The organism is Cysteiniphilum sp. GTC20157, from assembly GCF_055396795.1.
Genome location: NZ_AP044698.1, coordinates 336,709 through 349,375 on the forward strand (window position 1 = coordinate 336,709; position 12,667 = coordinate 349,375).

At 40.4% G+C, this 12,667-nt stretch carries 13 protein-coding genes and 2 pseudogenes; 12 read left to right on the forward strand and 3 right to left on the reverse strand.

The window, feature by feature from the left end; genetic code table 11:
- The first annotated feature begins 27 nt into the window (after nt 1-27).
- The 8 genes from ACZ5V8_RS01485 (at nt 28) to rpsJ (ending at nt 7,446) form a co-directional block, all read left to right on the forward strand.
- Nucleotides 28-417 carry a DUF1425 domain-containing protein gene (locus ACZ5V8_RS01485; protein ID WP_440616166.1) on the forward strand — a complete coding sequence of 130 codons (390 nt, stop codon included), beginning with the start codon at nt 28-30 and terminating at the stop codon, nt 415-417.
- 87 nt (nt 418-504) lie between these two features.
- Nucleotides 505-1,533, forward strand: coding sequence for a recombinase RecA (gene recA / locus ACZ5V8_RS01490; protein ID WP_464218069.1), 1,029 nt, complete (start codon nt 505-507; stop codon nt 1,531-1,533).
- Nucleotides 1,520-1,963 carry a regulatory protein RecX gene (locus ACZ5V8_RS01495; RefSeq protein ID WP_464218070.1) on the forward strand — a complete coding sequence of 148 codons (444 nt, stop codon included), beginning with the start codon at nt 1,520-1,522 and terminating at the stop codon, nt 1,961-1,963. Before recA ends, ACZ5V8_RS01495 begins: the two co-directional genes overlap by 14 nt.
- 457 nt (nt 1,964-2,420) lie before the next feature.
- The gene (locus ACZ5V8_RS01500) at nt 2,421-3,713 is read left to right on the forward strand and encodes an adenylosuccinate synthase (RefSeq protein WP_464218071.1); all 1,293 of its coding nucleotides are present in this window, start codon (nt 2,421-2,423) and stop codon (nt 3,711-3,713) included.
- Between the two features lie 401 nt (nt 3,714-4,114).
- Nucleotides 4,115-4,489 (forward strand): 30S ribosomal protein S12, encoded by a 375-nt coding sequence (rpsL, locus tag ACZ5V8_RS01505; protein WP_119327900.1) that lies wholly within the window; start codon nt 4,115-4,117, stop codon nt 4,487-4,489.
- 29 nt (nt 4,490-4,518) lie between these two features.
- A complete protein-coding gene (gene rpsG / locus ACZ5V8_RS01510; RefSeq protein WP_440616162.1) occupies nt 4,519-4,992 on the forward strand; it encodes a 30S ribosomal protein S7 in 474 nt (157 codons plus the stop codon).
- Between the two features lie 15 nt (nt 4,993-5,007).
- Nucleotides 5,008-7,104 (forward strand): elongation factor G, encoded by a 2,097-nt coding sequence (fusA, locus tag ACZ5V8_RS01515; RefSeq protein ID WP_464218072.1) that lies wholly within the window; start codon nt 5,008-5,010, stop codon nt 7,102-7,104.
- 18 nt (nt 7,105-7,122) lie between these two features.
- On the forward strand, nt 7,123-7,446 hold the full coding sequence (rpsJ, locus tag ACZ5V8_RS01520) for a 30S ribosomal protein S10 (RefSeq protein WP_225630079.1): 324 nt from the start codon (nt 7,123-7,125) through the stop codon (nt 7,444-7,446).
- Nucleotides 7,447-7,683: 237 nt separating this feature from the next.
- Here the strand turns inward: rpsJ and ACZ5V8_RS01525 are convergent, their stop codons facing one another.
- Complete coding sequence (locus tag ACZ5V8_RS01525; protein WP_464218073.1) at nt 7,684-8,322, reverse strand: outer membrane protein; 639 nt, start codon at nt 8,320-8,322, stop codon at nt 7,684-7,686.
- Between the two features lie 152 nt (nt 8,323-8,474).
- Here ACZ5V8_RS01525 and serC point away from each other — a divergent pair, with 152 nt between their 5' ends.
- A complete protein-coding gene (gene serC / locus ACZ5V8_RS01530; protein ID WP_464218074.1) occupies nt 8,475-9,533 on the forward strand; it encodes a 3-phosphoserine/phosphohydroxythreonine transaminase in 1,059 nt (352 codons plus the stop codon).
- Here the strand turns inward: serC and ACZ5V8_RS01535 are convergent.
- A complete protein-coding gene (locus ACZ5V8_RS01535; RefSeq protein WP_464218075.1) occupies nt 9,514-9,816 on the reverse strand; it encodes a nucleotidyltransferase family protein in 303 nt (100 codons plus the stop codon). The two genes, serC and ACZ5V8_RS01535, sit on opposite strands and share 20 nt — an antisense overlap.
- Nucleotides 9,817-9,820: 4 nt before the next feature.
- Nucleotides 9,821-10,237 (reverse strand): nucleotidyltransferase substrate binding protein, encoded by a 417-nt coding sequence (locus ACZ5V8_RS01540; protein WP_464218076.1) that lies wholly within the window; start codon nt 10,235-10,237, stop codon nt 9,821-9,823.
- Between the two features lie 147 nt (nt 10,238-10,384).
- Here ACZ5V8_RS01540 and cmk point away from each other — a divergent pair.
- The 3 genes and pseudogenes from cmk to ACZ5V8_RS01555 all read left to right on the forward strand — a co-directional run.
- Nucleotides 10,385-11,053: pseudogene (cmk, locus tag ACZ5V8_RS01545) on the forward strand ((d)CMP kinase); the annotation flags it as partial.
- A gap of 102 nt (nt 11,054-11,155) precedes the next feature.
- A pseudogene (locus ACZ5V8_RS01550) lies at nt 11,156-12,079 on the forward strand (AGE family epimerase/isomerase); the annotation flags it as partial.
- Nucleotides 12,080-12,095: 16 nt separating this feature from the next.
- Nucleotides 12,096-12,665, forward strand: coding sequence for a YqiA/YcfP family alpha/beta fold hydrolase (locus ACZ5V8_RS01555; RefSeq protein ID WP_464218077.1), 570 nt, complete (start codon nt 12,096-12,098; stop codon nt 12,663-12,665).
- Nucleotides 12,666-12,667: the final 2 nt, after the last annotated feature.

Sequence of the window (12,667 nt, forward strand, 5' to 3'; positions counted from 1 at the left end):
TATTGACGTATCAAAGGAGTTATAAAAATGGATATGATTAAGCTTAAATATGCAAGTATTGCTAGCTTGTTGGCCTTAGGGTTAACAGGATGTGCTAGTCGTTGTATTACCATTCCAGCCAATGCAACATCTGCAGAGAGTTTTGGCTCAGGCTTTGGGCAGCTAAAAGCCATGCAACCAGTAGTGAAAGCATCAGCAGGTGACACTATTCAAGGACAAGTATTGGTGCAAAACAAAAAATCAGCAACCCAAAACTTTCAATATCAAGTGCAATGGCTAGATAAAAGTGGCTTTAATGTCGGGCAGCCACAACCGTGGACGCCAATAGAGGTATATGGTGATTTGCAGAAGATGATTACCTTTAGCGCGCCAACACCAGATGCCACAAGCTATAATATTTCTTTTTGTCGCGTGTAGAGTATTATCCCTTTTGTTCATTCCACATAAATGTTACATTAATTCCCGTGTTTTAAATCTTAAAAATTTATCTATTCGAGGAAGCTTATGAGCAATAAAGAACAAGCACTAAATTCGGCATTAGCACAAATTGAAAGACAATTTGGCAAAGGCTCTATTATGCGGATGGGTGATACCGATTTAGCTAAAGATATTGATGTTATTTCGACTGGATCAATTGGTTTGGATGTTGCCTTAGGTGTTGGTGGTTTACCAAAAGGACGTGTGGTTGAGATCTATGGCGCGGAGTCTTCAGGTAAAACGACATTAACATTGCAAGCGATTGCACAGTGTCAAAAAAACGGTGGAACAGCAGCTTTTATCGATGCTGAACATGCGCTTGATCCAGTATATGCCGAAGCCTTGGGAGTTGACCTTAAAAGCCTAATCGTGTCACAACCAGACACAGGCGAACAAGCGCTTGAGATTACTGATATGTTAGTGCGCTCAGGTGGTGTTGATATTGTTGTTGTTGACTCGGTTGCCGCATTGACGCCAAAAGCTGAGATTGAAGGTGAGATGGGTGATTCACATATGGGCTTGCAGGCACGTTTAATGTCGCAAGCTTTACGTAAATTAACCGCAAATATCAAGCGCTCTAATACATTGGTTGTATTTATTAATCAGATTCGTATGAAGATCGGTGTAATGTTTGGCAATCCTGAGACGACTACTGGAGGTAACGCATTGAAGTTTTACTCGTCAGTGCGTCTGGAGATTCGTCGCGGTAGCCCAATTAAAAAGGGTGATGAAATCTTGGGCAATGAGACTAAGGTCAAAGTCGTTAAAAATAAAGTTTCTCCGCCATTTAAACAAGCGGAGTTTGATATTCTCTATGGTGAAGGGACATCTCTTGAAGGTGAGTTGATTGATTTGGGTGTGAAATATAACCTAGTTGATAAAGCCGGTGCGTGGTACAGTTATAATGGTGATCGAATCGGCCAAGGTAAGGATAATGTGCGGGTTTATTTAAAAGAAAACCCACAGATCAAAGAGAACTTGCATAAAGCATTGATGGCAACGTTGTTACCGAATGCTGCTAAGGATAAAACAGTAATAAGCGATGCCGAAGAATAATAACGAACGTGATTATCTTTTCTATCTGTTATCCAAACAAGAATACTCCTATGCGCAACTAAAGCAAAAACTGATTCAGCGCAACCATATTTCATCAACTGAGATTGAATCCTTATTACAGGAGTTTATTGATAATAATTGGCAATCAGATGAACGTTGTGCTGAGCTTATGATTAAAAGTGCACTGTATAAGCATTATGGTTTGTTGCGGATTAAACAAAAGCTTGTTTACGAAAAAGGTATACATGTAAGCATTTTTGAAAAGGTACTCAATGCGTTGGAGGTTGATTGGTTTGAGCAAGCGCAGCTATGCTATCAAAAGAAATATCATGATAAAGCGCAAGATCCAAAAGAAAAACAAAAGCGTGTGCAATATCTGCAGCGTCAAGGTCATAGTTTAAGTATGGCGTTGGAAATTGTTTTAGATTGATGAAAAGGAGCTGTTGGCTGTAGATTAATGGCACTACCTTAAGAAGTAGTTTGTAAATATAGGCTTTGCAATGAAGTTAAATTAACCATCCCTGATAAAATGGATTGCCACGCATCCATGCTCGCAATGACAGCCTTTAACTTGTCATCCGTAAGGCAAGATGGTGTGAGGACCCAGTGCGAAGCTGTCATAGACGGTTAGTCATCCTCCTAAAGGTAGTGCCATCAGACTGTAGATGCTAATGCATCAAGAATAAGTTGAGTTTTAATTATACCCCTCACCCGTGCAGCTTAAGCTGCACGACCTCTCCCGCAAGGGGAGAGGTGCTAGCTGATGCAACTTATTTGCACATCACTACATAACAGTTCAGGGCAAGGCAAAAACTCAAGCATTTTGTTTGTCAAGTTTATCAAAAATCTTTAACATGCTACTGTAATTAGCAAAGTAAGGAATTTTAGTGAACCATAATATTGTTATCTTAGGTAGCCAGTGGGGTGATGAAGGTAAGGGTAAAGTCGTGGACTTTTTGACAGATAAAGCCGATGCCGTCGTGCGCTTTCAAGGTGGGCATAATGCTGGACACACCTTGGTAATCAATGGTGAAGTGACTAAGCTGCGCTTAATCCCATCAGGTATTTTGCATGAAGGTGTCAAAAGCTTTATCGGCAATGGTGTCGTGGTTTCATTGGAAGCTTTACACTCTGAAATGGGTGAGCTGTTGGCGCGTAATGTGCCAGTGCTTGATCGCTTGCGTATTAGCGAGGCATGTCCTTTGGTCTTGCCTGTACATGTTGCCTTAGATGAGGCGCGTGAAGCGGCACTGGGTGACCAAAAGATTGGTACGACAAAGCGTGGCATAGGACCAGCTTATGAAGATAAGATTGCGCGTCGCGCGATTCGAGTTGGAGATTTGGCACATCCTGAGAAATTAAAAGCAAAGCTTCAGACGTTGCTTGATTTGCACAATTTCACATTAAAGAACTATTATAAAATTGATGTGAACTTTGATTTGGACGAAACGTATAATTCATTATTAAATTACGCTAAAACCATTTTGCCAATGATCACTGATGTCTCAGCAGAATTAAATGCTATTCGTGTCAATAAAGGTAAGATTATCTTTGAAGGTGCGCAAGGCACATTGCTTGATATCGACCATGGAACCTATCCATTTGTAACATCATCCAATACGATTTCAGGGACTGTGGCATCGGGTGCAGGTTTTGGACCATGTTATATCAATGCAGTTGTTGGGATTACTAAAGCCTATACAACACGTGTTGGTAGTGGCGCGTACCCAACAGAGTTATTTGACGAGATTGGTGAGCACTTGGGTGTTAAAGGTTGTGAGTTTGGTACAGTAACAGGACGTAAGCGCCGCACAGGTTGGCTTGATTTGGTTGCATTGCGTCGCGCGATTGAGATCAATAGTATCACGTCCATTTGTTTGACAAAGCTTGATGTTCTAGATGGTTTGTCAGAGGTTAAGGTTTGTGTCGCCTATGAATTAGATGGTAAAGAGGTTTCTTATCCGCCTTACGACAATGCCGACTATGTGCGCTGTAAGCCAATTTATAAGACTTTAAAAGGTTGGTCCAAAGAGACGTTTAAGCAAACAGACTATAACAAATTGCCTCAAGCAGCCCGTGATTATGTCGCCTTTATCGAAAAAACGCTTAATGTGCCCATTGATATTATTTCAACGGGACCTGAGCGCAATCAGAATGTGATTGTAAAGAATATTTTCTAGAACCTAAGATTATTATTTGTTATTGCGTCCTGAGCGCAAGGTGAAGGGTGAATATGCGGACAATAAACTTATAAAGGCTTTGACTTACGCTCAGCCAACGTTAACCGTACCCTGAGCATGAGTCGAGGGGTGAAGATGCAGACAAAAACTTATGAAGGCTTCGACTTGCGCTCAGCCAGCGTTACCGTACCCTGAGCGTAAGTCGAAGGGTGGTTTTTATCTATATTGCTTGGCAAACATTTATGCAGTCAAGATGTGTGAATGTCGTCACAGCTGGATTCAATTTGATTAATCAAAAACCTAAATCCATTTCTTGCAAAACAGCATCGCTTTTGTATATAATGCCGCGTCTTTTTATATTTATGCAAAGATTAGATGTTTAAAAAACTACGGAGTAAATAATGGCAACTATTAACCAGTTGGTGCGCAATCCGCGCAAAAAGAAGGTTGTAAAAACAAACGTGCCAGCGTTGAAAGCATGTCCGCAAAGACGTGGTGTATGTACGCGTGTTTATACAACAACCCCTAAAAAACCAAACTCAGCGTTAAGAAAAGTAGCGCGTGTGAGATTGACAAGCGGTTTTGAAGTAACGACTTATATTGGTGGTGAAGGTCACAACCTACAAGAGCATAGCGTTATTTTGATTCGCGGTGGTCGTGTAAAAGACTTACCAGGTGTGCGTTATCACACAGTTCGCGGTGCGCTTGATACTTCAGGTGTTAAAGACCGTAAGCAAGGCCGCTCTAAGTATGGTACTAAGCGTCCTAAAGCATAAGTTTAATTTGTATTTAAAGGAAATATAAAATGTCTAGAAGAAATCGAGCACCAAAACGCGAAGTGTTGCCAGATCCGAAGTTTAAAAACGAGATCGTTGCAAAATTTATCAATCACATCATGTTATCAGGTAAAAAGTCTGTAGCCGAGAGAATCGTCTATGGTGCTTTTGACCAAATCGAAGCTAAAAAATCAGGCGAAAAAGCGACTGAAGTTTTTGAAAAAGCTTTAGAAGCTGTGGCACCTATGGTAGAAGTTAAGTCACGCCGTGTCGGTGGTGCAACTTACCAAGTTCCTGTTGAAGTGCGTCCAGAGCGTCAAATGACGATGGCAATGCGTTGGATCATTGATGCTTCACGTAAACGTAAAGAAAAGAGCATGGCATATCGTGTTGCAGCTGAATTGATGGAAGCTGTGGATGGACGTGGTGCTGCTGTTAAGAAGCGTGAAGATACACATAAAATGGCAGAAGCAAACAAAGCCTTTGCGCATTTCCGTTGGTAAGATTGGAGAATATTTATGTCACGTATGACAGAACTTGAAAAGTATAGAAATATTGGAATTTGTGCTCACGTAGATGCGGGCAAGACAACGACAACTGAACGTGTATTGTTCTATACAGGTGTTTCTCATAAAATTGGTGAAGTACATGATGGTGCTGCGACAATGGATTGGATGGAGCAAGAGCAAGAGCGTGGAATCACAATTACCTCTGCAGCTACCACTGTTTTTTGGCAAGGTATGGATCAGCAGTTTGACAAGCATCGCATCAACATTATCGATACTCCGGGACACGTTGACTTCACGATCGAAGTTGAGCGTTCTTTGCGTGTATTAGATGGTGCAGTCGTTGTGTTTTGTGGTTCATCAGGTGTTGAACCGCAATCAGAGACAGTATGGCGTCAGGCAAATAAATATGGTGTGCCACGTATTGTTTTTGTTAACAAAATGGATAGAGCAGGTGCAAATTTTGAGCGTGTTGTTGGTCAAATTAAAACACGCTTAAAAGCGACTGTAGTGCCGGTACAGTTGAACATTGGTGCCGAAGATGAATTTAAAGGTGTTATTGATCTTGTTCGCATGAAAGCAATCATGTGGAATGAAGAAGATAAAGGCTTAACATACTCTTTAGAAGAGATTCCGGCTGAACTTCAAGAGCGCGCTGAAGAGCTTCGTCAAGAGATGGTTGAAGCGGCAGCCGAAGCCAATGAAGAATTGATGGAGAAGTATCTTGAAGGTGGTGAATTAACAGAAGATGAAATTCATTCAGCCTTGCGCCAACGTGTTATCGATAATGAAATTGTGTTAGCATTCTGCGGTTCTGCATTTAAAAACAAAGGTGTACAAGCCGTTCTTGATGGCGTTGTTCGTTACCTTCCGGCGCCAAATCAAGTTCCAGCAATTAAAGGTGAGCTTGAAGATGGCACTGAAAGTTCACGTGTATCTTCAGATGAAGCGCCTTTTGCCTCTTTAGCATTTAAATTGGCAACAGATCCATTTATTGGTAACTTGACATTCGTTCGTGTTTATTCTGGTGTATTAAAGTCAGGTGACTCAGTATATAACCCAGTTAAAGGCAAGAAAGAACGTATTGGTCGTATTGTACAGATGCATGCCAATAAGCGCGAAGAGCTAAAAGAAGTTCGTGCGGGTGATATTGCAGCTTGTATCGGCTTAAAGCAAGTTACAACGGGTGACACGCTATGTGATGAAAAGCAAATTATCACGCTTGAGCGTATGGAATTCCCAGAGCCAGTTATTTCAGTTGCGGTTGAGCCAAAATCAAAAGCAGACCAAGAAAAAATGTCAATTGCTTTAGGTAAACTAGCGGCGGAAGATCCATCTTTCAGAGTACAAACAGATGAAGAGTCAGGTCAAACCATTATTTCAGGTATGGGTGAGCTTCATTTGGATATTATTGTTGATCGTATGAAGCGTGAATTTAAAGTCGAAGCAAACGTCGGTAACCCGCAAGTGGCATACCGTGAAACGATCAAACAAACGGTTGATGCTGAAGGTAAATTCGTACGTCAATCAGGTGGTCGTGGTCAGTATGGTCATGTATGGGTTAAGCTTGAGCCACAAGAAATGGGTAAAGGCTTTGAGTTTGTTGATCAAATCGTTGGCGGTGTCGTTCCTAGAGAATACATTAGCGCGGTTGGTAAGGGTATTGAAGAGCAATTACAAAATGGTGTAATCGCAGGTTACCCTATGATCGATGTTAAAGCGACACTTTATGATGGTTCTTACCATGATGTAGACTCATCTGAGATGGCATTTAAAATTGCAGGCTCTATGGCAGTTAAATCAGGTGCGCAAAAAGCAACGCCTGTTATTCTTGAGCCTTTGATGAAGGTTGAAGTGGTTACGCCCGAAGAGTACATGGGTGATGTGATCGGTGACTTAAACCGTCGTCGCGGCATGATCTCAGGTATGGATGAAAACCCAAGCGGTAAAGTCGTGGATGCATTGGTGCCATTGGCAGAAATGTTTGGTTATGCAACAAATGTGCGTTCAATCTCTCAAGGGCGCGCATCATTCTCCATGGAGTTTGAAAAATATGCAGAAGTACCAAGCAACATTGCAGAAGACATCATTAAAAAGCGTAACTCATAATTAGAAGGTTTGAATAAAATGGCAACAAATATTAGTAACCAACGCATTCGCATCCGCTTGAAGGCGTTTGACCATAAATTAATAGATCTTTCAACAAAAGAGATCGTTGAAACAGCGAAAAGAACGGGCGCACAAGTAAAAGGTCCTATACCTTTACCAGTACGCAAAGAGCGCTTCACTGTGTTGATTTCTCCACACGTTAATAAAGATGCGCGTGATCAATATGAGATCAGAACGCATAAGCGCTTAATCGATATCGTTGAGCCAACTGAAAAAACAGTTGATGCCTTGATGAAGCTTGATCTTGCCGCTGGTGTTGATGTGCAAATTAGCCTAAGCTAAGACTATTATTTAAGCCGCTTTTAAATAGTGGCAATTCTGTAAAAGCGACCAAGGGTCGCTTTTTTTTATCTTTTGAACTCGGATAATTACTGTATTAAACCTTATTATAGTGGATGCCTGCTTTCCTAAAATTGAACATAGAAATAATCGATATCATTACGTCCTGTTCCTTCAAGTTTTATCTACATTGTTTTTTATTGATGCTCTTTAAATTAAAGCAGTTGCCTTGTGAGTGTACTACATCGGTAATGTATAACTAATATATGCACTTAAGCTGGCGCTGGCTGCCACTTTAACATCATTATTGTGGAAAGAATCAGTGCTACGAATTTTGGCGGTTGACCCAAATAAATAACTAAATTGTCCACCAATATTAATCCCGTTTTGGAATTTATAACCCGCACCAACAACAATGGTTGGTAGGAATTCAGCGTTACTTCTGTCAACATTAGGTTTGAAATAGGCGCCCATGTCGGTGATATCTTGATGGACGTACGTCGCGCCACCTTTAATAAAAATATTAACACCATTAGTGAATGTATATTTACCAGCGACAAGAAGCGGAATATACCATTGATTGAGCATTGATTTGTCTAAGCCATCGGCTTTGAGTGATGCTAGATCATAGCCATAACCAAAGCCAGACTCCAAGCCTATGCTAATCTGTTGGTTTAAAGCAAGGTCATAGCCGATCATGACACTGCTGATTGGTCCGCCTTCTGTTTTGGTGATATTGCTCGTAATGCCACTTGAATCATAGCTTGCAGTCGACGCAGCACCTGCTGTGGCGCCAATTACAAGACCTGTTTCGGCACCTTGAGCAAAAACGGATGTGGATAATAGGCATAATGCCGTGAAGCTTAATATTTTTTTCATAGGTACTCTCCTGTGGTCAATCACTATAAGAAGTATAGCCCTAAAGTTATTGCAAAGTGAATAGGAAGATGGAGTTAAAATAAATACTGCAAAATGTGAAGTGAGTAATATATAATTTTTAGCAATTTCAATGCATAGAGTCTTTATTTAGAATGTATCAACTTAATTTTTGTGCAGGTCCCACAAGCTTGCCTGAGCATATTTATCAAGCACTTAGCCAAATGGTTTTAAATTATCAAGACACTGGACTATCACTATTATCATTGTCACATCGTGATCAATTGTTTGCTGAGATCAATAATAAGATTAAGCAGCATTTGCGTACTCTTTTAGCGTTGCCTGAAAGTTATGAAATACTGCTAATGCCAGCCGGTGCTAGTGCGCAGTTTGCTGCTGTCCCGATGAACCTTAAGCAAAATGGCAGAGCACTATATATCAATAGTGGATATTGGGCAAATGCGGCAATTAAAGAGGCAAAAAAGTTTATTGACGTTAATGCTATTGAGGGCGTCGATATTGCGATTGATAATGTCTTAGAGAATTATGACTATATCCATTACACCGAAAATGAAACAATTGATGGCGTGATATGGCAAAAGATTCCTGAGACTAACTTACCGTTAGTCTGTGATATGTCCTCAAGCTTTTTATCAAAGCCCATCGATGTCGCAAAATACGATGTGATTTACGCTGGAGCGCAGAAAAATATTGGCTTGCCAGGGGTGACGGTTGTTTTGATTAAAAAAACAGTGATTGAAAATATCAAGCAAAAGGCGATTCCTGCGGTATTAAGCTATCAAGCAATGCAGCAGGCGGATTCTTTGTATAATACGCCAGATATGTTTGCTTGGGCAGCAATGGAGCTGGTACTTGCTGATTTGATCAAACAAGGCGGTTTAGATATTATTGCTCAGAAGAATGCTCGCAAAGCTGCGCTACTTTATGAAGCAATTGATGAATCAAAGCTTTTTAGTAATAACGTGCCACTGGATAATCGTTCACCAATGAATATTGTCTTTGAATTGCCAAGCGATGAATTAACGACTCAATTCTTAAGTTTTGCGGATAGCCAGGGTGTTTATGGTATTGCAGGGCATCGCAGTGTTGGTGGTGTGCGTGTGAGTCTATATAATTCGATTGAACTTAGTGCTGTAGAGCATTTGGTTTCAGTGATGAAAGCGTTTGAAAGTCTCAACGAGAAAATAAGGTAATCCCATTGCGATCAATATGAGATTTAAGCGCCGGATTGTTCAATTGTGCATAAATCGATAGATCAAATAAATAAGGCAAGAAAAGCGCATCAATAGCTTCTTCGAGTTGAAATAAGTCCTTAAGTGTTAAGCTGTCACCTATGAGTGCTAAGTCAATATCAGAGCCTGCATGGTAGTTTCCTTTAGCGCGTGAACCATACAAAATAGCTTTTGCAATCTTTGGCTGCTGACTTATCGCGTGGGTAATCGCAGCAAGGGTTTTATCCGTTAATCCGTAGGGCATGTTACTACTCTTTTATTGCCAGATTTTGTAATGTTTCAGCAAGCTCAGTAAAGCAGCTGATATATTCATTTAAGATCAATGTAGCAATTTCTTCGACCGTGCTTTCATCATAAGTGTGAGAGGTTAAATTGCGACTTTTAATCATTTGCATCCAAATATCACCATTGCCAATTAAGCCATTGGCAAAGGCTTGCCTTGTTGCATCTTTTGAGCCGAAAATATCTTCGGTACTGCCGCGATGTTTAAGAAAATCTTTTAATGTTTTCCATGCAAGCTCATGCGTATATTCAAAGGCTTGAATAAGACCTTGTTTTTCAAGTAATGACAAAGGTCTTTGGTGTGCTAGCGTGACTGCACTTTGTAATTGCGAGAGTGCTTTTTGGTAGTTGTCAAAGCGTTGCAGCCAGCGAATATCTGTCATTATCATCATCCTAGTTAAGTTGAAAACGAGCATAAAAGCTATTATAGATTGGTTTCTAAAACAATAGATAGTAGAATTGGGCAAAGACTTGTGTGTATACCGTTCGTAACTCATTTTGCGATATATAGTATTTAGGATTTATTTTAGATGTCAAATAAAGTTGAAATTATTACGATTGATGGTCCAAGTGGCGTCGGCAAGGGGACATTATCGCGCCTGTTAGCGCAAAAGCTTGATTATGCACTTTTAGATAGTGGTGCTATTTACCGCTTGGCAGCACTTTATGTGCTTGATCATGGAATTGATATAAGCAATGAACAATTATTATATGATAAACTCAGTCAACTGGATATTTACTTTGCCGTTGAGGACAATCAAACAAAAGCCTTTCTTGATGGCGAGGATGTCACTGCTCGTATTCGTCAAGAACAGACGGGGATGATGGCGTCTAAAATTGCCAAGATCGCCATAGTGCGTGATGCATTACTGTCTTGTCAGCAGGCTTTTTCTCAAAATGTCAGAGGTTTGGTTGCCGATGGACGTGATATGGGGACGGTGGTTTTTCCCAATGCAAGACACAAGTTTTTCTTAGAAGCGGGCAGTCAAATTCGTGCCCAAAGGCGTTATGATGAGCTTATTGCCAAAGGTCAACAAGCCGATTTCACAGAAATATTAACGCAACTTGAAGCACGTGATCATCAAGATCGTAATCGCGAGGTGGCGCCATTGCAGCCAGCTGAAGATGCGTTGATTATTGATACTGGCTTATTGGATATTGATGGAGTTTTTGCCAAGGTTTATGCAGCAGTCAAGCTTAGAAATAATGAACATATGACAGCCGCTATTGATGCCTATTATCAGTTGTTAACAAAAGCCATTGATCAGTTGGGATATGCCCCAGAGTTTTTAAATGCACCACAAAAGATAGGTCAAGCCAATACACGCTTATTGTGTCAAACGCGTAGTTTGTTCTTTCTATTGACCTATGGTGAATTAACCAATACGCAAGCTGCCAACGCATATGCCTATAAACTATATCAAGTCATGAAGTCGCAATATTTCGATGAGCAGAAGAAAGTCTGGATTAAGACGCAAAGCTCAAAAGATGACAATGATTTGTATGAATATGCTTTTGTGCTATTTGCTTTATCAAGGCTGTATGGCACGTTCAAAGAAAGCGTAATTAGAGCGGATATTGAACATGTCAATAAGCTAATCACTGAAAAGTTTATTGTAAATGATTTTAAAGCGCTCAAAGACGATAATGGGGTGATTGGGCAAAATGCTTTAATGCACTTATTCGAGGCGTATCTAAGTGCGTATTGCCACACCCAAGATAGTACTTTCAAAACCCAAGCTGAAGCGCTATATCGTCAGATTATTACACTGTTTTTTGATAATGAAAAACATTTAATGCGTGAATACTCTAAAGAAGCTAAATCAGCACTATTTGAGCCAGGACATAGTTTTGAGTGGAGTAGTTTGATTGTCGAGGCAAAAGCGTTAAAAATCAATGTTGATGTAATGGATGATCATGCTCGATTGTATCAGGCAGCAGCTAACGTTGGCATTAATGATCATGGGGTTGTGAAACCTAACTTAAGTAGTGAAGTCAAAGAAATGCAATATCGTATTTGGCCAATGTTGGAGTATATGCGTTATTTGGCAATGACAGCAAACTATGAACGCTTAGATCATACGTTAAGTATTTTTTCAAAGACATTTCTTAAGCATGACTTACCGCTTGAATATGTTGATCATGCAGGTGTTGCAGGATTTGATGATGTCAAATCAACGACAGGTTATCATTTGATCAACTGTTGGCAATATATGTTGCGATAAAAAGGACGGTGGATGTATGACAAATAATTATTTTCTTTACTTACATGGCTTTCAAGGCTCACCTAATTCGCCAAAAGCGCAAAAGCTTAAAACTTGGCTTGGTGAGCAATTTCCAGAGGCATCGATCGATGCCCCTGAGTTACCCATGCAAACAAAAGCCGCACTGGATCTGATTCATAAGTTGTTAGATAACGCCTCTGCTGATCATAAGATTATTATTGGTAGTTCATTGGGTGGTTATATGGCACATTTGTTAAAGCAAACGCGTGATGATGTTAATAAAGTCATTTTGATCAATCCGGCAGCTCGCCTAGATTTGATTGCGCAACTGCCTGCTTATGCACATGTGCATGATGAAGCAATGGCGTTAGTTAATGCGATGCCAAAAAAATTAACGGCATTACAAGATTATTTGCTGCTATTACAGAAGGATGATCAATCAACACCTGCTGATTTGGCACTTGAGGTATTTAAAGGCGCGCACATTGATATCAAATCCGGTCAAGGGCATGCTTATAGTGATATAGACGTTAGTTTTGATGACATCCGACGGTTTCTAGCAATGCATTCAACGATGTGCGATTAACA